Source organism: Candidatus Cloacimonas sp., assembly GCA_035403355.1.
In the GTDB taxonomy this organism is placed as follows: Bacteria; Cloacimonadota; Cloacimonadia; order Cloacimonadales; family Cloacimonadaceae; genus Cloacimonas.
Genome location: DAONFA010000002.1, coordinates 1 through 22,567 on the forward strand (window position 1 = coordinate 1; position 22,567 = coordinate 22,567).

The following is a 22,567-nucleotide window of genomic DNA, read 5'->3' on the forward strand; positions in this document are numbered from 1 at the left end:
ACTATGCGACAAGATGTTATGACTTATCCACATCGTTTTTTTGTGGGAATGCCTTTGATATAGGGTGTGTCACCGGCAGTTACAGTAATATTTTCTATTCTGGTAATCTTGTTTTGAGCAGTTATCACCAATGTAGCTGTTCCTGCAGTTGTAATAGGATTTATAGTTAAAGTTAAAGTTCCACTGGCAGGAACTAAATCTGAGCCATACAGAACTCCATCTTTGGAAAGAGCAACTCTGGAATAGGGTGTGGCAGTTACATTTATAGAGGTAGTACCAATTAAAATTGAAGCAGGAAAAGTAGCTGTATTGGTTGTGGGCACGCCAAAATAAGGCATTAAAGAAGGATCACCCATTATGGAATAAATTTCCCAATAATAATTGATGAGAGAACTACTTGCCTGAACTACAGCACTATTACCCATCATCACTGCTTCGCCAACTGTTGTAGCCCAATTAGTAAATGCCTCACTATGAGTATGAAACATAGCATCGTAAGCACCCAAAGTGGAAGCATTATAGGCAGGAGCTGAGCCATTAGCAGTGCCTTTAGAGCCAACTGCCCACCAGTAGTCCTCATCCCAATAAGTAGAATTTGTTCCGCCAATATAAGTAACTGCACCTTTGTTAGTTGCTCTAAGAAATGCCTCTCCAAAACAAACGCTTGTATCAAAAGCATTGGTTAAACAGCAGTTACCTACTACTACGGAATATTTATTAGTGTTGGCAAGACCGTTTATATCGCTTATATTAAATGCAGGATCTGCCCACGAGGTTTCACTTCCATGAGCTGTATAATTTATATAACCCCTTCCTTCCGAGGCATTTGCTATAACCTGAGCATCACTGGAAGCTGAGGCAGGATAAAGATAGGTATTGGAAGTAATATTATGAGCGGTATTAAAATATTGAGTGGTGCCATAATTTATAGCTCCATTCCCGTGCGTTGGTCCGTAAGTTGCATCAGCACCGGCAATTAAAACAGTTTTACCTAAATAGGTTAAGTCCGGCATATTGGTCTTTTCAAAGGTTATGGTTTTATTAATTACATTAGTTAGTTCTGTAGCATTGGCAACGGAAAAACGACCATAATAGAGCTCCGGCAGATAATCAGTTCCGTTTAAACGCACATAATTCAGGTCTGTAATATGACTACTATCTGTGCTGCCAGTATTGGCAATAATATTATCTCCGCTGGTTGAAGTATCACCCACAATTAATAAATAGGTAGGTGCAGGATCGCTTGCTGTAGCATTATTCCACAATGTCTGCATATAATTTTTAATAGCAGTTGTAGTATTAGCTACGGTTCCACCTGTTCCCACGGTAGTAACAATCACTTTATAGCCCTGTATAGTTTTCCAGTTAACAAAGGTCTGCATTTCATCAGTGTAATTGGGAGGGCAAAGAATCACCATTTTTGTGGGATAGCGATTTACATTCAGGCGTTCATTTTTATACCAGTTCAGCAAAATCTTGCTGTATAAAGAATCAAATTCATAAGCAGCAGTGCGGGCTAATAAATCCTGAGTAGCAGAAAAATCGGCATTTACGAATTTAACCTGCACATTCAATTCCGTGTTTATTTTCAGTTCTCCGCTTACAGGATTGTAACGCATTGGGGCATAATCAATGCGGAATAATCTAACCCCGCGCAGAAAACCAATTTCTTCCACGGAGAAAAGTTCTCCGCTATAAAATTCGTTTTTACTGTAAATATCCGTTTGAAATTCAAAGGGAATTAAAGCCGGGTCTTGCGATTTGGAAACAGAGGGCTGAGCAGGATAAATACGATTGGTAATATTTGTTTCAGCACTCTGCAAAGTTATTTCATTGTTGCGACCAAAGGAAAATTCTACTTTTGCCCCTATAGGAACAGCAATTAAAGAACTGTAAACCGGTAACTGAGGTTCACCAATCCTTTGAGAATATCCAAAACCTTCCATCCTAATGCAGGTAAATTTGCCGGAAGGAGTAGCAACCTCTTCCAGATAATATTCCTGATTCCGAAATTGCATTTCAAAGCCCGTTTCACTATTGTTCAACAACAGGGCTTTGTTGCCACTATCACTGAAAATTACTTTCTGATTTGCGTTGGCAAAACAGAAGGGAGTTGCTGCTAACAATACCATAAGTATTATAAGCTTAAACGCAAACTTTTCTGACATACTTTCTCCTTTTGCGAAAGGTAAGGTGAGCATTCTTCTTCAGATTTATAACTTCCTAAATACCTTCCCTGCCTGATACTATGCAATTATAGATACAGAGCAAGCGATAGAGATTTCAGAGGTTTTAACTATGTTTTTGAACATTCTCCTTACATACTATATTTTTGCGATGATTATATATATTTTGCAATATATATTCCCATAGAGAAAATATCTTCATTGGCAATGATATTAACGGATAATTGGAAAAGGAAAACTTCTCTGTTTTTTTGCCTTACTTTGGAATTTATCAATGGCTTTACTAAATAGCGTGCAATGTGCGAGACCTTTACCTGTTTTTATGCTGCTTAAAAGCTTCTTTAACGACTCCTTAACGAAGTTAAAGCATCGTTAAAGAATCGTTAAAGAGTCATTAAAGAAATGACCAGGCAACAAACAGTTATTGCTCTTTAAATACTATCCGCCATAAAAAGTTACTATGACTGTTTTAATTAGCAGCTCTAATTTTTGCTATCTACCTCTGTAAAATTGAAGTGTTCAATGTAATTAGCTTATGCTTTGTTTTCTCTTTTTTCTTGACTTTTTAGCCCTTTTAAGTAAAAGGAAAATTATGAATACAGATTACTTATCCCTGGCTAAGGCATTTTTGCCAAAACAGCGTTTATGGCAGACCTGTGGAATCGGCTGTAATTACTTTTTGTCCCTTGCGTTACGGAAACCGATGGTGCATTTTTATCCACCTGCCTTGATGCTGGAGCCGACAAATATTTGCAATTTACACTGTCCCTTATGCTTAACCGGAAATGGAAAATTGCTTCGTCCCAAGGGAATGATGTCTTTATCTCTTTTTAAGAAAATCTGCAGGGAAGTTCAAGATAAAATTGGGATGCTGATTTTATGGAATCAAGGCGAACCCTTTTTGAATCCTGATTTTTATGCAATGCTGGAATTTGCTGCCAGGAAAAAATTCTATACTATGACCTCCACTAATGCCAGTTTGGAGCTGGATAATGAACGCATTGTAAAAAGCGGTCTGCAAAAGATTATTGTTTCAATGGATGGAATTACGGCAGATACCTACAATAAATACCGGGTAAACGGCAATTTTGAACTCGTGCTGAAAAATATGCAGGACATAGTTCGCCGGAAAGAAAAATTACCTGGCAGCAAGCCCTATCTCGTTTGGCAGTTTATAGTTATGAAACATAACGAAAACGAAATTGAAGAAGTTCAAAAAATAGCAAAGGAACTTAAAGTTGATAAACTGGAATTCAAAACTGCCCAAATATATAGTTCCGAAGACCTTGCTTTTCTGCCTGCGGGACATAAATACAATCGTTATCTTCAACAGGGTGATAATTTTATTCTGAAAACAAAGTTGAAAAACCGCTGCAGACGGTTATGGACACAGCCAGTTATAAATTGGGACGGTGAAATGAATATCTGCTGTTACGATAAAAACGGCAGCATTAAAATTGGTAACATTCAAGAACACAGCTTTGCGGAACTTTGGAGAGGAGAAAAAATGCAGAAAATGCGTAAGGCAGTTTTAAATAATCGTTCTGCATTTGAAATTTGCCGCAATTGCGGAGAAGGAATTGTGCAAAAAATTTAAGCGGAGAACTGTGAAGGTGAACGGTGAAAAATAGAAATTCCATTGACGATTTATCCCCGAAAAAGATTATAGCAATATGCAGGAAATAAAGCGTAAACAAACAAGGCGTATTCAATTAGGAAATGTTCCTATCGGTGGAGGTGCACCTGTAAGCATCCAATCAATGCTTTCAGTTAAAACATCCGATTTGGAAAAAGCCATCAAACAAATTCAGGAACTGGAATCCGTCGGTTGTGATATAATTCGTTGTGCCATTATGGATTTTGACGATGCCAAGGCAATAAAGGAACTGAAAGAAATTGCTAAAGCTCCTCTGGTGGCAGATATTCATTTTGATTACCGTTTGGCTCTTGCGGCGATAGAAAATGGAGTTGACGGTCTGCGTATCAATCCCGGCAACATAGGCAAAATTGAAGGTGTAAAAGCATTAGTTGCTTCCGCGGAAGAAAGAAATATTCCTATTCGCATTGGAGTAAATAGTGGTTCCCTGCCTAAGGATTTACTACAAAAATATGGAGTTAGTGCAAAATCAATGGTAGAATCAGCTTTACGGCATATAAGGATATTGGAAGAGCTGAATTACTATGAAATTAAGATCTCGGTTAAGGCATCCTCAATTCCTTTAACCTTGGAAAGTTACCGTCTTTTAAGCAATACCTGTAATTATCCCTTACATCTTGGAGTTACTGAAGCCGGGACTGTTTTTCGGGGTTCCATAAAAAGTTCTATTGCCTTGGGAATCCTTTTGGAAGAAGGGATTGGCGATACAATTAGAGTTTCTTTAACCGATAATCCCGTTCAGGAAGTGAAAGTTGCCAAAGAAATATTAACTGCTTTGGGCTTACGCAAAGGGCTAAATCTCATTTCCTGCCCCACTTGTGGAAGAACAAGAATAGACCTGATTAAATTGGCTACGGAAGTGGAAAAAGCACTGGAGCCCTATAGTGATTATCCTTTAACAATTGCTGTTATGGGTTGTGCGGTAAACGGACCCGGAGAAGCTAAAGAAGCAGATTTTGGCATTGCTGGAGGCATCAAAGAAGGTTTGCTATTTGCAGGCGGCAATGTGTTGAAAAAAGTGCCGGAAGAATTTTTGGTTACAGAACTTGTGGCTATAGTTAAGGATTATATCACTAAGCATTGAAGACACTGCTGAAACTATTTCTAACTTTCTTCAAAATAGGCGCTTTTACTATTGGCGGTGCTTATGCAATGATACCTTTAATAAAAAGAGAGGTCTGCCAGAAAAATAACTGGCTGAGCGAAGACGAATTTTTAGATGGACTTGCTGCTTCGCAAAGCTGTCCGGGACCTATAGCTATCAACCTCAGTATTTATATCGGTTTCCATCTGGCAAAAGGTAAAGGTATGGCAACTGCTGTTTTAGCCACAATTCTGCCTTCATTTATCACCATCCTTATAATAGCTATGCTGTTTCAGCAGTTTGCCGAAGTTACTTTAGTCCAAAAGGCATTTCATTCTTTGCGTTCTGCCGTTGTAGCTTTAATTGCGGTTCCGTTAATTCAGATGAGCAAACAAAGCGGATTAGCTCTATCCAATTTTTGGTTTCCGCTTTGTGTTGCCCTTTTAGTTGGTGTTGGGAAAATAAGCCCGGTTTATCTGATTTTGCTGACTATTGCCTTTGCTGTGTATCAGGGCTTAAGAAAGCGGAAAGAATGATTTACCTGGCTCTTTTTTACACTTTTTTCAAAATTGGGCTTTTCAGTTTTGGTGGCGGATATGCCATTTTGGCAATGATCAATCAGGAAGTAGTGTTAAAAAATGCCTGGCTTACCCATTCCCAGTTTATGGATATTGTGGCTATTTCACAAATGACACCAGGTCCTATAGCAATTAACGCAGCTACTTTCATCGGTTATCAAAAAGGGGGTTTTTTAGGTTCAGTCCTTTCCACTTTAGGGGTAATATTCCCTTCCTTAATTATTATGACCCTGATTACATTAACCTATATCAAGCTTAAAAATCAACCCTGGTTCAAGAATATTTTCAGGAAGCTGCGGCTGTTATCTTTAGGGCTAATCGCTGCAGCTTTTATAATGATAGCTGGCGATGCCTTTCGTGACCTATTTTCCGTTTTAGTTTTTATTGCATCTTTTATAGCGAGCTGGAAATTTAAGCTCAATCCTTTCTATCTGCTAATTGGGGCAGCGGTTATAGGAATAGCGTTTGGCTAAAAAGAAGAAAAAGCAGCTGCTTATTTACCCTAATATTCCGCAAATCCTTTTCCCCCCTACCTATAACCAAATAGCAAGTGAGCGGAATCGGCGGGTTAATCTTTTTCTGTCTCAAACACCCCAAATGTCTTTTGCATATCCCTTTATGGTTTCGTCGGAAGAGAATTTTCCCATATTGGCAATGTTAGCTAAGGACATTCTATTCCATTTTTGTTTATCTTTATAGACCGTTACGGCTTCAGCATTAACCCTGATAAAATCAGGTAAATCAGCTATCAGGCAATATTTATCTCCTTGAAACAGCAGTAAATCAGTTAGCGGAGAGAACAATCCTGGATTTAGAGGGCTCAGTTCGTCGGAGGCAATAAAATCTATGATGCGCTTAATATCTTCATTTTGGTGCATCATTTCATAAGGATGGTAACCGCTTTCCTGCAAATTTTTCACTTCTGCAGCCGTCATTCCGAAGAGGAAGAAATTTTCCTCTCCAACGGCATCCCGAATTTCTATATTGGCACCATCCAAAGTTCCGATAGTAAGAGCTCCATTGAGGGCAAATTTCATATTTCCTGTTCCGGAAGCTTCTGTTCCGGCAAGGGATATTTGGCGGGAAATTTCTGCCGGGGGCATAATTCTTTCTGCCAAAGTTACGCGATAATTGGGTAAAAATATAACACTTAAGTAGCGGGAGAGTTCTTTATCCTTTTCAATGTAATCTCCAATAGCACAAATAAAACGGATGATTAATTTGGCAATAAAATAACCGGGAGCTGCTTTTCCGGCAAAGAAGAAACTTTGATGAAAGGGAGTGTGTCCGTCCCGGATTTGATTTATCAGATGGATAATCCCCAAGGCATTCAAGAGCTGGCGTTTATATTCATGAATGCGTTTTGCCTGAAAATCAAAGATGGAGTCCGGATTAAGCTTGCGTTTATGCAGGTCTTCATAATACTTGCAGAATTCCAGTTTATTTTGCCTTTTAATTTCTCCCAGGTCTTCCAGGAATGTGCTGTCGTTCTTATACTTATTCAGTTTTGTAAGTTCTTGCAAGTCCTTTTTCCAGGAAGAACCGATTGCCTGAGTTAGCAAATTGCTTAAACGCGGATTGCAAAGCAGCAACCATCTGCGAGGTGTTATGCCATTGGTTTGATTATTGAATTTTTCCTGCCAAAGAGCATAAAAATCCTTAAAGACCAAGTGTTTCAAAATTCCGGTATGCAATTCGGAAACACCGTTTATGCTATGTGAGCCAACTATAGCCAAATTTGCCATACGGATGCTTTTTACAGGTTCTTCTTCAATTAAGGAAACCCGCCGAATAAAATCATCATCGTATAAACCCGTAATCCTTATAGAGGAAAGAAAACGCTCATTGATTTCATAGATAATTTGTAAATGCCGGGGTAATAGCTTTTCAAAAAGAAGCACCTGCCATTTTTCCAGCGCTTCAGGCAAAATCGTATGATTTGTAAAAGCTATACATTTAGTTGTTATTTCCCAGGCAGTTTCCCAAGGCAAGTTTTTTTCATCCACTAAAATTCTCATCAATTCCGCAACGGCAATAGCGGGATGAGTATCGTTCAGCTGAACGGCAGCTTTTTCAGGAAGTTTGCGTAAATCATTTTCTTTTTTCAGAAACCGGCGAATAATATCTTGCAGAGTAGCGCTTACAAAAAAATACTCCTGGCGCAAACGCAATTCCTTTCCCTGCATTTTGTTATCATTAGGATAGAGGACTTTGGAAATCATTTCACCATGATTTTTTTCCGCTACTGCCTGCATATAATCACCTTCGTTAAAATATGCCAAGTTAAATTCCCGGCTGCTTTTAGCACTCCATAAGCGTAAAGTATTCACATAGTTGTTTTGAAACCCGGGTACCAAATAATCATAAGCCATAGCCATCACGGTTTCGTCCGGTATCCAATCCATTTTTTTGTTATTATCCGCAGTTATTTCCTCTTTTACTATGCCTCCAAAAGAAACAGGAAAAAGACGAGAGGGATGGGCAATTTCCCAAACAGAACCATATCGCAACCAGTTATCAGGTGTTTCAATTTGTTCTCCGTTAAGGATATGCTGAAAGAATATGCCATATTCATAGCGAATCCCATAACCGTAAGCCGGAATTTTCAAAGTTGCCATAGAATCCAAAAAACAGGCAGCAAGACGACCTAAGCCGCCATTTCCCAAACCGGCATCCCATTCCAATTCGCTTAGCAGAGAGAGGTCAAAACCCATATCGGTAAGGGCTTTAATACTTTGTTGCTGAATATCAAGATTGAGAATGGCATTGCCTAAAGAACGACCGATTAAATATTCCAAGGATAAATAATAGACCCTTTTCCGCTGCAAAGCATATTCCCGGGGTTGAGTTATCAACCAGCGGTCTAACAGAATATCCTTTACTGCGGAAGCAAAACTTACATAACAATCATAAGGTGAAGCCGAATATCCATCTTTACCCAAATCATATTTGAGATGTTCAATAAAACGATGGACAATTTCTTCGGCAGTTCCCTCAATGCTAAGATGAGAAAGCTTTTCGCCAAATGCCTTATTCATAATTTTTTTCCTCCTCTTGCGCCACAGCGTATAAAATAAATTAAGCAATTTAATGGTCTTGGCAAATAGAACTATGAAGTTGCAAAAAAAATATATCGTTCCCAAAGAAATCCCGTAATTTTTTTCATAACCCTCCGATATGACTCTCGTATCGTTCCCGTGTCGCGATATGGGAACGATACGGGAATCTCTTCCGGCGCAAATCGCAAAGAGTAAGGATTAGTTAATCAACTATTTTTGAAAGGAAATTGGGTAATTTTTCCAGATGTTGTTTTATCGTTTTGCGGGTTGCTATTCTAAACTATTTTAATAGAGGGTGATTGATAGTTCGGTTGTAGGCGTGCTTACTTTTTATTTAAATTCCCAATTATCGGTTTATAGACCAGCATAAATGCAATTGTAAGTGCAAAATGACTTGTGGGTAATGGTTACCTTGACGGCAGATGAAGGTTGACAAAATGAGGCAATTTAGAATTTGGTATTATTATTCAATATTATGGAAATAATAGAGTTAATAAGCAAAGGAGAAAAGAAATGAGTGCCTGTAAAGACCAGAAAATAGGTCAAGACAAAATGGAGTTAGCGGCAAATATATATAAATTATGCAATGAACTTCCTGCAGAAGAAAGATTTGGCTTAGTTCAGGAAATGACTCAAACGGCTTTAGCAATAGCCGCTAATTATGCTAATGACATAGAACTGTCCGATAGTAAAGATGATACTGATTATTCAGATATTGTTGCCGGTAAATTGGCAAGGTTAGAAACCCAGATAGAATTAGCCAAAAGATTAGGTTATCTTGATGAAGATAAAACAAATAATGTCTTTAAGCAGATAGATTTAGTTCGGTCTCAGCTTACCGAGCTCAATAAAGATGGTAAAACTGATGAAGCAACAACCTAACTTTCAGCTTTCTATCAGAAATGCTGCAAAAATTTTGCCCTCCAGAAGTTTTGCCCTAATGAACTTCAGCACTCAAAAAAATAATAAACAATGAGAAAATACATAGTTTCTATTGTGGGTCGTCCTAATGTAGGAAAATCCACTCTTTTTAATCGTTTATGTAGAAAGCGTTCTGCCATAGTTGATTTTGAAGCCGGCATTACCAGAGACCGTAAGTATGAAGATGTGGAGTGGAACGGCAAAATATTTAAGCTGGTAGATACCGGGGGCATCGTTTTTAACAGTGTTGAAACTATAGATAATATGGTTCGGCATCAAGTAATGTTAGCCATTGAGGAAAGCGATTTAATTATATTTATGGTGGATGCTCAAACCGGCACAACGGATATTGACAAAGAAATTGCCAAAATTCTCTATCCACATAAAGATAAGGTGATGCTTGTAGCCAATAAAGCTGATAACGAAAAATACGAATGGGAGGTCTATGATTTCCTGCAGCTTGGTTTTGGTGATGCTTTTCCTGTTTCTGCTTCTCAGGGTCGTAATACAGGCGATTTTTTAGATATTGTAACTGAACGCATTTCCGGAACCCAATCTACTTTACAGGCAGAAGAAAAATCCTCTGCAACCAGTATTGCGGTTGTAGGAAAACCCAATGTTGGCAAAAGTTCTATCGTAAACCTGCTTTTGGGAAATCCGAAATTGATTGTAACTGAAATTCCAGGCACAACCAGAGATGCTATAGACAGCCCTTTTCGCTATCATAATAAAGATTATATGCTAATTGACACGGCAGGGCTAAGAAAAAAGACCAGAATTAACTACGGCGTGGAATATTTTTCCACTTTAAGAACAATTGAGGCAATTGACCGTGCGGACATAGTTATTTTAGTGCTTACCGCAGAGGAAGAACTTAGCGTGCAGGATATTAAAATTGCCAGCTATGCCAAACGCAGAATGAAAGAAATTATGGTGGTTTATAATAAATGGGATTTGGTAGAAAAAGAAACCAATACCATCAATAAGTATCTGAAGGAATTGTATTTCCAGATGCCCTTTCTGCAATTTGCTCCTGTGCTTTTTATTTCTGCTAAAACAACTCAGCGCATTCATCGGATAATGGAAACAGTGGCTAAAATTGAGGAAGAAAGCGAAAAGCGGATTTCTACTTCGGAACTGAATCGTTTTATGGAAACAGTTATTATGCATAGACCTCCAACTCATCCCAGCGGCAGACACATAAAAATATTCTATATTACACAGGCAGCGGTGAAACCACCAACTTTTATTTTCTTTTGCAATACGCCTGCATTGATAACGGAAAATTATCGCCGTTATCTTCATAATCAGTTAAGAGAAATGTTCAAATTTGAAGGAGTTAGCATCAAACTAATCTTCAAGGGACGCAAAAAAGAAGAGGATAAACTTGAGCTTCAGTAATATTCTACCTTGGCTTATGCTGTTACTTGCCTATTTTTGGGGAAGCATTCCCTTCGGGTTGTTAGCTGGTAAAATATTTTACCATAAAGATATCCGTAAAGAAGGCAGTGGCAATATCGGCGCTACAAATGCTTTAAGAGCTTTTGGCACGGTTACGGGATTTTTTGTTTTGCTCTTGGATATGGTAAAGGGTTATCTTCCTGTTATATTAGCAATTTCACTTTTAGGAAAGGGTAGCCCCTTTATTGCGTTAACGGCGCTTTTTGTTATTTTAGGGCATATTTTTCCTGTATATTTAGGTTTTAAAGGTGGAAAAGGGGTAGCAACCGCTGCCGGCGCTTTTTTGGCTTTAATGCCTGTCAGTTTACTTTTTGCTTTGCTTGCTTTTATCATTGTGGCAGCAGTTTTCCGTTATGTATCTGTAGCTTCCATTTGCGCAGCTTTTGTATTGGAAGGGCATTGTTTTTATCGGTTACTGAAAATTGGAAAACCAGATTATGCCACTTTGATTTTAGTAACGATAGTGGTTCTAATGATTATCACCAAACATAAAAGCAATCTGGAGCGCTTAGTTAATAAAACCGAACCCAAGCTGAAATTTACAAAAAAAGGAAATTAGAACAAGAAAATGTGTGGAATAATTGGCGTTTTCGGAAACGATAACGCTGCCCGAATTGCTGCCCTCGGTCTTTTTGCAGAACAGCACAGAGGGCAGGAAAGTTGCGGAATGGCAGTTAGCGATGGCTTGTTAATTCGTTTGCACAAAAGGATGGGCTTAGTAAAAGAGGTTTTTCACGATGAACAGCTTAATGCCTTGCCCGGAAAAATAGCCATCGGGCATGTGCGTTATCCTACAAAAGGCAGTGCCACGGAATTTAACACCCAACCTCATTTAGTGGAAACTCTTTCCGGACCTTGTTATGCTCTTGCCTCCAATGGTGATATTGTTAATTATGAGCAGGTGCGGCAGATGCTGGAAAAGGAAAAGGTCTATTTTAAAAGTGACAACGATGGTGAACTGCTGGTTAAATATATTGCCTATCGTATCTTACACCATAAAGACAAGATTGGTGATGCAATCAGGAATTTGATGAAGGATATTAAAGGTGCTTATTCCAGTGTTCTGTGCACCCCCACGGAACTTTATATGTTTCGCGATCCCTATAGCATTAGACCTATGATTTGGGGTAAAACTCCTGAAGGAACTGTGATAGTTGCCTCCGAAAGCTGTGCTTTGGATACTTTGGGAGTGCAGGATAGACAAGAAGTGCCTCCTGCAGGAATTATCAGGATTAGCGATAGCACAATTGAGGTCTTGGATAACGACCCCAATCTCTATCGGGAAGGAAAGAGAGAAAAACACTGCATCTTTGAACAAATATATTTTTCTCGTCCCGATAGTTTTCACTTCGGGGAAAATGTTTATGCCGTGCGGGAAAAGATTGGTGCAGCTTTGGCTATGCAAGATGAAGGGCTAAATCCTGATTTGGTAGTTCCTGTTCCCGATTCATCCAATTTTATCGGTCTGGGTTATGCCAATCAAAGCGGAATTCCCCTTTCTTTGGGTTTAATTCGTAATCACTATATCGGCAGAACTTTTATCAAGCCGGAACAGACAGTCCGCGATGAAAGCGTCCGCCAGAAATTTAATGTCCTGCCCAATTTCTTTACCGGTAAAAGGATTGTTTTAATTGATGACAGCATTGTGCGGGGAACTACTATCCGCAAAATTGTGAAACTGATTAAAGATGCCGGTGCAAAGGAAATTCACTTAAGAATAGGCAGTCCGCAAATAAAACACAGTTGCTATTATGGTATTGATACCCCCAATGCGCAAGAATTAGTTGCCAACCGTAGAACTTTAAATGAAATTCGGGAAATTACCGGAGTAGATTCCTTAAAGCACTTATCGTTAAGTGATCTGCAAACCTGTGTGCACTGTGCTGAAAATTATTGTTATGCGTGTTTTGACGGAAATTATCCTGTTGGAGTTTATAATGCACCAAATTAAACCCGGAAGGTTGACCTCCCGGTCAACCACTAATAGCAGACGCCTGACTATTTCTTTGGATAGGAGTTTATAATGCACCAAATTAAACCCGGAAGGTTGACCTCCCGGTCAACCACTAATAGCAGACGCCTGACTATTTCTTTGGATAGGAGTTCATAATGCACCAAATTAAACCCGAAAAACTGAATAAAATCCTGGAAAGCTTTCCCAGCCGTCGGATAATTGTTATCGGCGATATTATGCTGGATGAATATCTCTGGGGAAAAGTGCAACGCATCTCTCCGGAAGCCCCTGTTCCCATTGTAGAAATAAACAATACTGATTACCGTTTGGGAGGTGCAGCTAATGCAGCTGTAAATCTCAATGCTCTTGGCGCAGAGGTTAATTTAGTGGGGGTTTGCGGAAAAGACAGTCAAGCCAGGATTATTTTGCAGCAATTGAAGAGAAGAAAAATGTCCACCGCAGGAATTTTCCTTGTTCCTTCCCGCCCCACTACTTTAAAAACCAGAATCGGTTCTGTGAGCCAACAGATTGTGCGTTTGGATAGAGAAGAGACCTCTATGTTAGATAGCGGTATGCAAAAAGAAATTCTTGCCTATCTGGCTGAAGTTATTCCGCTATGCGATGCCCTGATAATTGAGGACTATGATAAAGGGCTGCTTAGCCATAGTTTGATAAAAGAGGTTTTACATCTGGCAGGAAAATATAACAAAATGGTAGCGGTTGACCCTAAATATTTGAATTTTAGTGCTTATTGCAATGTGGAAATCTTTAAACCAAACTATCGTGAACTGGAAATGTATCTGGGCAGGGGGCTTGCCGATAACACAGAATTTGAAAGAGTTACAGCTGATTTGAGGCAAAAAATGAATATTCAACAATTTGTGGTGACCAAAGGGAGTGAAGGAATGTATCTTTTTTCGGGGAAAAAGCCCGTGCAGCATTTACCCAGCTTCGCGCGTGAGGTCTATGATGTTTCCGGAGCTGGAGATACAGTTATCAGTGCTTTAACTTTGGCTTATCTATATAACCGGGATATTGAAACTGCTGCCTTAATAGCCAATCATTCTGCTGCTGTGGCTGTAGCCAAGAAAGGAACTGCCAGTGTAACGATTGAAGAGATTCGGGATAGTTTTAATGCTCCAAAATAAGATTATACCTTTTGCGGAAATAGCTCAATTAAGCCAAACCCTTCATCAGCAGGGAAAAAAGATTGTGTTTACCAATGGCTGTTTTGATATTTTGCACTGCGGGCATATTCTCTATCTGGAAAAAGCGAAAGAATTGGGAGAGGTATTGATTTTAGGATTGAATAGCGATATTTCCGTAAAACGCCTGAAAGGAAATAACCGTCCTATCGTTCCGGAAAGGGATAGAGCCCTTGTTGCAGCTGCTTTGGAAAGTGTGGATTATGTTTGTATTTTTGAACAGGATACGCCTTGGGAACTTATTGAACTTATTCAACCCGATGTTTTAGTAAAAGGCGGGGATTGGCAAGTTGACAAAATTGTGGGTGCGGACATTGTACAAAAAAAAGGTGGTAAAGTTCTTTCCCTGAATTACGAACAGGGCTTTAGCACTACCAATATTATTGAACGAATTAAACAGGATTGTTAAATGAATGAAGAAATCATTGAAGATAGCGGCATAGTAAAAAAGGTAGAAGGTAAAAGCGTTACAGTAGAGATTGAACGCGGCAAAGGATGCAACAGTTGTAAAATGCAGGGGTTTTGTTTTAATAAAAGCGAGCCGTCAGAATTTGAAATAGTTACCGATATTCCTTTGAAAGTTAATGACAAAGTGCAGTTGGATATTTCCCCTGTAGGCAGAGCTTTGGTTTCCCTGCTGGTTTTTGGGATGCCCCTGTTGTTTCTCTTTGCGGGTTACTTAATTGCCTCGCAGTGGTTTACGGAACTACTCTCCAGTTTAATTGGATTTGCGGGTATGGCTCTTTCCTTCTATATAGTCCGAATTATAGATAAAAGATACGGTAAGAAGTTAAAAATCACCATTGCGAGGAAACTTTGAAAATAAAACTGAATGAAATGGTCTTTTACGGTTATCATGGTGTGCACGCTGAAGAACGGGCATTAGGGCAACGCTTTATTGTTAGCGTTACCCTTTATACCAATTCCACCGTAGATAAATTTATCCGCCGTTTGGAAGATACGATTGATTACACAAGAGTATATGCGGAAATAAAAGAAATAATGGAAAGCCGGCAATTTTACCTGCTGGAAAATTGTGCTAATACAATTGCGGATAAGTTGCTGGAAGATTTCCCGCTGCTGGAAAAATTAACCATCTGCATTCAAAAGCCCTCCGTGCCAATTCAAGGAAGTTTGAGATCGGTGGAAGTAATTTTAAATAGAGCCAGAAATAAGCAAGAGGATATTGAGAACAAATGATCTATTATCTTTGCCTCGGCTCCAATTTAGATGATCCAGACAGTCAACTGGAAGAAGCTCTCCAGCGTTTGGAAAGCGAACCCCAAATAAGAATTCTGCGTAGTTCCAAACGCCTTGCCACTGCACCTTATGGATTGCTGAATCAACCCGATTTTCTTAATCAGGTATTGGAAGTAGAAAGCAGTTATCAGCCCCAGGAAATGATGGAAAAATTGTTAGATATAGAAAAAGCGATGGGACGCATCAGAAAAGAAAAATGGGGACCGCGTAAAATAGATATTGATATTCTTATGGCAGACGATTTGGTTTTGGATAGTAGAATAACTCCTTTAGCAAAGAACGCTCCGGAGGTTATTATTCCCCATCCCGATTTACATAACCGGGAATTCGCTTTGCGCTTGCTGAATGAACTAATTCCCGATACCGAACATCCGCTAATGCATAAAACCATTTATGAGTTATATTATACTATAGTAGCTCAGGAGGAAAATAATGAATAATCTGGCAGCGATTATTCTTGCTGCAGGAAAAGGCACCAGGATGAAATCCGAGAGAGCCAAGGTAACTTTACCCCTTGCCGATAAGCCAATGATTCAAAGGGTTGTGGATACCGCTTTGGCTGCCAAGTGCCAAAAGATATATATAGTAGTTGGCTATATGAAAAATAATGTAATTGCAGCAGTTGAAGATAACGCTAAAATTGACTTTGTAGAACAAAAAGAACAGCTGGGAACAGGACATGCCGTAATGATTTCCGAACCTCTAATCACCGATCCTAATCAGGATGTTTTAATTTTATGCGGAGATGTGCCTTTGCTTTCAGCTAAAACCCTTACCCGGCTTTATGAAGAGCATAAAAGGTCGTCAGCTGCCTGCACGGTTCTAACTGCCTTTTTGGATGATGCAGGAAAGTATGGCAGAATTTTACGGGATGCCACAGGCAAAATTTGCGGCATTAAAGAATATAAAGATGCCAGCGAAGAACAAAGAAAAATCAAGGAATGGAATACCGGTATCTATTGTTTTATGGCTGGCGAATTGTTTAGCGCCTTGAAAAAGACCTCCAATCATAATCAGCAAAGCGAATATTATTTAACGGATACGATTGGCATTCTCTATCAACAGGGTAAAACTATCTCCAATGTTGTTTTGGATGACTTGATGGAGGTTTCGGGAGTAAATTCACAGGAAGAACTTGCTGCTCTGGAAGATATTTATATAGACCGCATTCGTCAAAAATGGCTTAATAGCGGTGTAATAATACACAATCCTCATAGCGTTTATATTGGAGAGGAAGTTATCATTGAACCGGATGTGGAAATTCACCAGAATACAGTTATCAAAGGCAAAAGCACTCTGGAAAAGTGTTGCGTGATTGGTCCCTGCAGCTTTCTGGAAAATAGCACTGTATCTACTGAGGCAATTTTGCAGGGACATAATATCCTGGTGAATGCAATTATCCCGGAACATCATATTCTCCATTTCGGTTCGCAAATAATTGAAGAAACGCAATATGAATAACAATAACGGTAACAAAGAGCAACCGCATTATCTTTATTCACCTTGGCGCTTAGATTATATTTTAGGGGAAAAACCCGGGGACTGTATTCTCTGCCGCTATCAAAATTCCGTTTACGATGAGGAAAATTTGATTTTGCACCGGGCAAAAAACAGTTATATTATGCTTAACCGCTATCCTTATAATAACGGTCATTTGATGATTATTCCCTATCGGCACTGTGCCGCTTTGGCAGATCTGGATACTGAAACCTGGCAGGAAATGACTGCTCTGCTTAGAGATGCGGAAGTAATCCTGAAAAAAGTGTATAACTGTGACGGTATCAATATCGGCATCAATCTTGGCTGTGCAGCCGGAGCCGGAATTGCTGAACATTTGCATATTCACATAGTTCCGCGGTGGAAGGGGGATAGCAACTTTATGAGTGTAATTGGAGGGGAAAGAGTAATTCCGGAGCCCTTTGAAGTTACCTTTCAGAAATTAGCGCCGGAATTTGCCAACCTCATAAAAAATCAAGAGGATATCGGTTGAATTTGACAAACAACCAGCCCGAAAATAATTTGACCCCCAAAAGGAAAATATGGTTACCCATTATTCTGGTTCTTATTGTTATAATTGCGGTTGTGCTGTTTTTTACGAGCAGGAAAAAGAGCCCGGTAAACAAAATTGCCTATACCGAAGAACAGCTTCCCGCTATCAAAGTAGTGGTTACTAATGGATGCGGATATGAACATCTGGCAGCTGATTTTGCCTTGGCTCTGAAGGATAAGAATATTGAAGTGGTCAGTTTAGGGGAAACCTCCAAACCGATTTATGATAAAACAATAATAGTTGTCCGGAAGGGCGATAATGAAGATTTGGAACGGTTAAAGAAAATGACTGGCATTCAAAGATGGACAAGCGCTTATAATGAATATTTTAATGCCGATTTTGAAATTATCGTCGGCAGGGACTATGAACAGTTCATTACTCACTAAAGGGAGGAAATTTTGGCTGAAAGCATCAGCTTGGAAACCGTTATCAATTGGTTGAAAGAAAAGAAAGCGGAGAATATCCGTATTTATAATGTGCAGGATAAATGTTCCTATACAGATGTAATAGTTGTTTGTGAAGGCAGCGCCGATGTGCATAATAAAGCCATTGCCAATCACATCGTAGAGATGGCAAAAGAGAATAAACTGACCCTTTTAAGCAAAGAAGGTATGGACTATGGGCAATGGGTGTTGCTTGATATTGGAGAACTGATTGTGCATATCTTTTTACCCGAAACAAGAGATTATTATAATATAGACGAGCTTTTAACCAAATTGGTAAATAAACCGTTGCAAGAGAGTGAAAAATGATAAAAGAGCTTCTGCATCAGAATATTGTTGAGGTCTTAGATATTCTGAAACTTAGCCATGCCAAGGAATTCAGTGTTGAAATTCCCAATAATACGGAATTTGGCGATTATTCTTCCAATGCTGCTTTGGTTTTAAGTAAAGAAAACAAGCTGAAACCTGAAGCAATGGCAGAAAAGATTGTTAAAGAACTAAAGAAAAATAAGGCATATAAAAAACTGGAAATTGCCGGTCCCGGCTTTATCAATTTCTATCTTGCCCCGGCTTTATATCAGCAGGTCTTTTGGGAAATTTATAAAGACGAAGAATACGGAACAAGCGATTTCGGCAATAAGGAAAAAGTGCTGTTGGAATTTGTCAGCGCCAATCCTACGGGTCCCTTAAATATTGTCAGTGCCCGAGCAGCTGCTTTTGGAGATACCATATATAGAATAATGAAATATGTAGGTTATGCTCCGGCAAGGGAATTTTATATAAACGATGCGGGTAATCAAGTAGATATTCTGGCAGAATCGTTGGAATTGCGTTTAAGGGAAATCCACGGAGAGAAGATTGGCGAATTCCCCTATGAAGCATATCACGGAGAGTATGTGAAGCATTTGGCTCACCGTTTGAACGCTTTGGAAGGAACCAGGGTTTTTATGCTGCCGGAAAAAGACCGCCTGGAGCACTTGAAAGAATTTGCCTTATCCGAGCTTTTGGAAATGCAAAGAAATTCGCTGGAGAAATTTGGTGTTGTTTTTGAAGGTTGGGTTTCCGAAAAGACCCTGCGTTCAGAAGGAGTGGTGGAAGAAGTTCTGTCCTATTTAACGGAAGCGGATTGTACTTATGAAAAAGATGATGCCATTTGGTTTTCCAGCACAAAATTTGGGGACGACAAAGATAGAGTGCTGATGAAATCGGATGGTTCCATCACCTATTTTGTTCCCGATGTTGCCTATCATTTAACTAAAATTCAGCGTGGTTTCACTAAATTGATAGATATTTTCGGACCCGATCACCATGGCTATGTACCAAGGATTAGAGCTGCCTTTAGGGCTTTGAATTATGATGAATCCATCCTGGAATTCATATTTCTGCAGCAGGTTAATATCTTTGAGAGTGGGGAAAGAGTGAAAATGAGCAAGCGTGCGGGTAAAATTGTAACTATGGACGATCTTATCAGTGTTGTTGGAAAAGATGCAGCCCGTTATTTTTTCATAGCGCGCAAGGCAAATGCACATCTGAATTTTGATTTGGAGCTTGCCTTGAAGAAAAATAACGAAAACCCTGTTTACTATTGCCAATATGCTTATGCCCGGATTTGCAGTATAATGAAAAAAGCTCGTAGCGAGAAGGTCTATCCCAAGCATTTCAAAAAAGAAATGGTAAAAAAACTCGTGAAACCGGAAGAACTGGCGCTAATTCAAAAAATGGCGGACTTGCCTGAATTGCTTATTTTAATAGCCATTCATCGGGAACCGCATCGCTTAACTACTTACATAGAAGAGCTTGCGTCTTTGCTTCATCATTATTACGAAAAGTATCAGATCGTAAATGCCCGCAATCTTTCTCTTTCGCAAGCGCGTTTGATGCTGCTTTTTACCGTTAAAAAAGTTATGGAAATCAGCTTTGAGTTAATGGGCATTAGTGCACCCGAAAAAATGTAGCGTTAATTGAGTAAATAAATGGATGATTCCTTTCGTATAGGTATAGCCGTTCCGAGTGATATTGATGCCTTTCAGGAAATAGAAAAGCAGGTTTTTTCCAATCCCTGGCCCCGGGAAGCTTTTTCCGGGATGCTTTTTTCCTGGTTTTTTACTTTGCTAAGGGAAGATGAAGTGATTGGTTATATTATTTATAGCGGTGGGGCAGATGAAATGGTAATTGTGAATTTTGCTGTCCGACCCGATTTTCAGGGAAAGGGCTTAGGGGAATATTTGCTAACGGAAACAATGCGAATGATGTATGATAGGGGAATTCGCTATTTTTATCTGGATGTGCGGATGTCCAATTTCAAAGCACATTCTTTATACAAGAAGGTAGGATTTGAGGATATCGGCATCCGTAAGAATTATTATAATAAACCCGACGAAGATGCCATAGTTATGGGAATGAAAATAAAATGACTTGCGAATATGACTATTTAGTTATCGGCAGTGGTATTGCCGGTTTAATTTATGCCCTGCAGGTTTCCAAATATGGAAAAGTGGCAGTGATAACCAAAAGTTCTCTTACCGATTGTAATACAGACCATGCTCAAGGGGGAATCGCTGCCGCTATAGACCCCAAGGATTCTTTTGCGGCTCATATTGAAGATACTTATCAGGCAGGAGCGGAATTAGGGAAAAAACAGGTAATCTCGGAAATTATCTCTTCAGCACCTCAACTGATTCAGTATTTGATAGATTTAGGAACGGATTTCACTTTGCGTGATCCTGCTTACGACATCTGCCTGGAGAATCTCTCTCTTACTATGGAGGGAGGTCACACACGCCGTAGGATTGCCTACGCTGCTGATTCTACAGGGCATCAAATTATGGAGGCATTAATTGCTCAATGCCGTAAAAATCCTAATATTGATATTTTTGAATATCATATCGCTATAGACCTGATAACTCAGCATCATGTAGTTCAAGATGAAGGTTTTGTACCCGGAATTTCCTGCTGGGGTGCCTATGTGTTAGAAACCAAAGAAAATAAAGTGGATATTTTTAAAGCCCGTAAAACGATGCTTGCAACCGGTGGAGCTGCCCAAATTTATTCTCCCAATACCAATCCCAAAGTTACCACCGGCGATGGAATGGCTATGGCTCGTTTAGCAGGAGGGCGTTTAGCTAATATGGAATTCGTGCAATTTCATCCTACCGCTTTTTGGAATCCCGATGGCGAGACCTTTTTAATAAGCGAATCTCTAAGAGGAGAAGGAGCTGTTTTGCGTCTTTCAGATGGCAGCACCTTTATGGAAAATTACCATCCGCAAGGTAATTTGGCTCCCCGGGATATCGTTTCCCGAGCCATAGACAGTGAATTGAAGAAGCGGGGAGAGAAATTTTGTTACCTGGATGCCACAAGAGTTCCTTCCGAGCAATTGCTGAAACATTTTCCCTCCATCAACAGTATGTTGAAAGCCCAGGGAATTGATTTTACGGTTGATCCTATTCCGGTAGCTCCAGCAGCGCATTATTTTTGTGGAGGGGTGCTTTCTACCATTGAGGGCATCACGGATATCCGCAATTTATTTGTGGCAGGGGAAGTTGCCTGCAGTGGATTGCATGGAGCTAACCGTTTGGCATCCAATTCGTTACTGGAAGCATTGGTGATGGCATATAAAGCAGGAAATCATCCTTCCAATTGGGAAGAAGTTAAATTTCCACGTATCCCGGAATGGAAAGTGATTGAGGAATTCAATGAAAACGAATGGGTAGTGATTAGTCACAACCGGGAAATTATGGGAACTATTATGCAAGGTTATGTAGGTATCAGAAGAAGCAGGCGTTTGCTGAATTATGCTCTTTCCCGATTGGAAAACATCTATAACGAAATTAACAACTTTTACCAGCATAATGCAGTCCGCAAGGAAGTAGTGGAAACACGCAATATGGCAATTATAGCCATTGCTGTAGTAAGAAGTGCTCTAATGCGTAAGGAAAGCAGAGGAGCGCATTTTTTGGTAGATAACCCCTATCACGATGATGAACACTATAAACATGACACCATTATTTAGTTTGAATGTTGCACAAGGTAAGAATTCTTCCGGTGAAAGCTCTCACCGTGAAAATCTCACTCCTAATGCCTCATCAGACAAGGGACTTTTTATAACCTTTGAAGGCATTGAGGGCAGCGGAAAGACCACCCAGATTATGATGCTGGTGGATTTTCTAAAAGCCAAAGGTTTGCCTTATGTAACAACGCGCGAACCCGGGGGCACTAAAATTGCGGAAGCTATTCGCGAATTACTGCTCAATCCGGAATTTAAGGAAATGAAACCGGAAACGGAATTACTGCTATATTGTGCCAGCAGAGCTCAACATACGGCAGAACTTATTCTTCCCGCCCTGGCTGAAGGGAAAATAGTGATTAGTGACCGTTATTTTGATTCCACTTATGCCTATCAGGGAGCTGCCAGAGAGCTAAACGAAGAACTGATCAATGTGCTTACCGAATTTTCAACTTATGGCAGGACTCCCGACCTTACTTTTCTTATAGACCTTCCTGTAGAAATTGGCATTGCCAGAATTAAAAATCGCAGTTTAGACCGCCTGGAACAGGAAGCCCTCGGTTTTCACGAAAAAGTGCGCAAGCAATTTTTATCTATTGCCAATAAATACCCTTCCAGATATATTGTTCTTAATGGAGAAAGCCAACCGGAAATTATTCACCGTCAGATTCTCTCCACTCTGCAACCTTTTATAGGAGAATAA

The 22,567-nt window shown here is 39.6% G+C and carries 23 protein-coding genes; 21 read left to right on the top strand and 2 right to left on the bottom strand.

Annotation, left to right across the window (positions count from 1 at the left end; translation table 11 throughout):
* Positions 1-23: 23 nt before the first annotated feature.
* Entirely contained in the window at positions 24-2,168 is a 2,145-nt protein-coding gene (locus PLE33_00595; GenBank protein ID HPS59745.1) for a C25 family cysteine peptidase, read from the bottom strand.
* A gap of 610 nt (positions 2,169-2,778) precedes the next feature.
* Between PLE33_00595 and PLE33_00600 the strand changes: the two genes are divergently transcribed.
* The 4 genes from PLE33_00600 to PLE33_00615 all read left to right on the top strand — a co-directional run bounded on the left by PLE33_00600 (position 2,779) and on the right by PLE33_00615 (position 5,978).
* On the top strand, positions 2,779-3,783 hold the full coding sequence (locus PLE33_00600; protein ID HPS59746.1) for a radical SAM/SPASM domain-containing protein: 1,005 nt from the start codon (positions 2,779-2,781) through the stop codon (positions 3,781-3,783).
* Between the two features lie 76 nt (positions 3,784-3,859).
* Entirely contained in the window at positions 3,860-4,927 is a 1,068-nt protein-coding gene (gene ispG, locus PLE33_00605) for a flavodoxin-dependent (E)-4-hydroxy-3-methylbut-2-enyl-diphosphate synthase (GenBank protein HPS59747.1), read from the top strand.
* Positions 4,924-5,463, top strand: a complete 540-nt coding sequence (locus tag PLE33_00610) for a chromate transporter (GenBank protein ID HPS59748.1) — start codon at positions 4,924-4,926, stop codon at positions 5,461-5,463. Before ispG ends, PLE33_00610 begins: the two co-directional genes overlap by 4 nt.
* The gene (locus PLE33_00615) at positions 5,460-5,978 is read left to right on the top strand and encodes a chromate transporter (GenBank protein ID HPS59749.1); all 519 of its coding nucleotides are present in this window, start codon (positions 5,460-5,462) and stop codon (positions 5,976-5,978) included. The genes PLE33_00610 and PLE33_00615 overlap by 4 nt, the downstream gene beginning before the upstream one ends.
* 111 nt (positions 5,979-6,089) lie before the next feature.
* On the opposite strand, the gene PLE33_00620 is transcribed toward PLE33_00615, so the two are convergent.
* Positions 6,090-8,543, bottom strand: a complete 2,454-nt coding sequence (locus PLE33_00620) for a glycogen/starch/alpha-glucan phosphorylase (GenBank protein HPS59750.1) — start codon at positions 8,541-8,543, stop codon at positions 6,090-6,092.
* 534 nt (positions 8,544-9,077) lie between these two features.
* On the opposite strand from PLE33_00620, the gene PLE33_00625 reads away from it, so the two are divergent.
* From PLE33_00625 to tmk, 17 genes are all read left to right on the top strand, one after another.
* Positions 9,078-9,446: a four helix bundle protein gene (locus tag PLE33_00625; protein HPS59751.1), complete on the top strand. Its 369-nt coding sequence runs from the start codon at positions 9,078-9,080 to the stop codon at positions 9,444-9,446.
* Between the two features lie 90 nt (positions 9,447-9,536).
* Positions 9,537-10,886: a ribosome biogenesis GTPase Der gene (der, locus tag PLE33_00630; GenBank protein HPS59752.1), complete on the top strand. Its 1,350-nt coding sequence runs from the start codon at positions 9,537-9,539 to the stop codon at positions 10,884-10,886.
* Positions 10,873-11,505, top strand: coding sequence for a glycerol-3-phosphate 1-O-acyltransferase PlsY (gene plsY / locus PLE33_00635; protein ID HPS59753.1), 633 nt, complete (start codon positions 10,873-10,875; stop codon positions 11,503-11,505). Before der ends, plsY begins: the two co-directional genes overlap by 14 nt.
* A gap of 9 nt (positions 11,506-11,514) precedes the next feature.
* A complete protein-coding gene (gene purF, locus PLE33_00640; GenBank protein ID HPS59754.1) occupies positions 11,515-12,897 on the top strand; it encodes an amidophosphoribosyltransferase in 1,383 nt (460 codons plus the stop codon).
* A 158-nt stretch (positions 12,898-13,055) separates the two neighbouring features.
* Positions 13,056-14,048: a D-glycero-beta-D-manno-heptose-7-phosphate kinase gene (gene rfaE1, locus PLE33_00645; GenBank protein HPS59755.1), complete on the top strand. Its 993-nt coding sequence runs from the start codon at positions 13,056-13,058 to the stop codon at positions 14,046-14,048.
* Positions 14,035-14,514 (top strand): D-glycero-beta-D-manno-heptose 1-phosphate adenylyltransferase, encoded by a 480-nt coding sequence (gene rfaE2 / locus PLE33_00650; GenBank protein ID HPS59756.1) that lies wholly within the window; start codon positions 14,035-14,037, stop codon positions 14,512-14,514. Before rfaE1 ends, rfaE2 begins: the two co-directional genes overlap by 14 nt.
* Positions 14,515-14,925: a SoxR reducing system RseC family protein gene (locus PLE33_00655; protein ID HPS59757.1), complete on the top strand. Its 411-nt coding sequence runs from the start codon at positions 14,515-14,517 to the stop codon at positions 14,923-14,925.
* The gene (folB, locus tag PLE33_00660) at positions 14,922-15,305 is read left to right on the top strand and encodes a dihydroneopterin aldolase (protein ID HPS59758.1); all 384 of its coding nucleotides are present in this window, start codon (positions 14,922-14,924) and stop codon (positions 15,303-15,305) included. Before PLE33_00655 ends, folB begins: the two co-directional genes overlap by 4 nt.
* Positions 15,302-15,805: a 2-amino-4-hydroxy-6-hydroxymethyldihydropteridine diphosphokinase gene (folK, locus tag PLE33_00665; GenBank protein ID HPS59759.1), complete on the top strand. Its 504-nt coding sequence runs from the start codon at positions 15,302-15,304 to the stop codon at positions 15,803-15,805. Before folB ends, folK begins: the two co-directional genes overlap by 4 nt.
* Positions 15,798-16,826: an NTP transferase domain-containing protein gene (locus PLE33_00670; protein HPS59760.1), complete on the top strand. Its 1,029-nt coding sequence runs from the start codon at positions 15,798-15,800 to the stop codon at positions 16,824-16,826. Before folK ends, PLE33_00670 begins: the two co-directional genes overlap by 8 nt.
* A complete protein-coding gene (locus tag PLE33_00675; GenBank protein ID HPS59761.1) occupies positions 16,819-17,355 on the top strand; it encodes an HIT domain-containing protein in 537 nt (178 codons plus the stop codon). Before PLE33_00670 ends, PLE33_00675 begins: the two co-directional genes overlap by 8 nt.
* Positions 17,352-17,801 carry a LytR C-terminal domain-containing protein gene (locus tag PLE33_00680; GenBank protein HPS59762.1) on the top strand — a complete coding sequence of 150 codons (450 nt, stop codon included), beginning with the start codon at positions 17,352-17,354 and terminating at the stop codon, positions 17,799-17,801. The genes PLE33_00675 and PLE33_00680 overlap by 4 nt, the downstream gene beginning before the upstream one ends.
* Before the next feature lie 12 nt (positions 17,802-17,813).
* Positions 17,814-18,167, top strand: a complete 354-nt coding sequence (gene rsfS / locus PLE33_00685; GenBank protein ID HPS59763.1) for a ribosome silencing factor — start codon at positions 17,814-17,816, stop codon at positions 18,165-18,167.
* Complete coding sequence (gene argS / locus PLE33_00690) at positions 18,164-19,813, top strand: arginine--tRNA ligase (protein HPS59764.1); 1,650 nt, start codon at positions 18,164-18,166, stop codon at positions 19,811-19,813. The genes rsfS and argS overlap by 4 nt, the downstream gene beginning before the upstream one ends.
* Before the next feature lie 18 nt (positions 19,814-19,831).
* Entirely contained in the window at positions 19,832-20,272 is a 441-nt protein-coding gene (rimI, locus tag PLE33_00695; protein HPS59765.1) for a ribosomal protein S18-alanine N-acetyltransferase, read from the top strand.
* Positions 20,269-21,870: an L-aspartate oxidase gene (gene nadB, locus PLE33_00700; GenBank protein ID HPS59766.1), complete on the top strand. Its 1,602-nt coding sequence runs from the start codon at positions 20,269-20,271 to the stop codon at positions 21,868-21,870. The genes rimI and nadB overlap by 4 nt, the downstream gene beginning before the upstream one ends.
* A complete protein-coding gene (gene tmk, locus PLE33_00705; protein ID HPS59767.1) occupies positions 21,839-22,567 on the top strand; it encodes a dTMP kinase in 729 nt (242 codons plus the stop codon). Before nadB ends, tmk begins: the two co-directional genes overlap by 32 nt.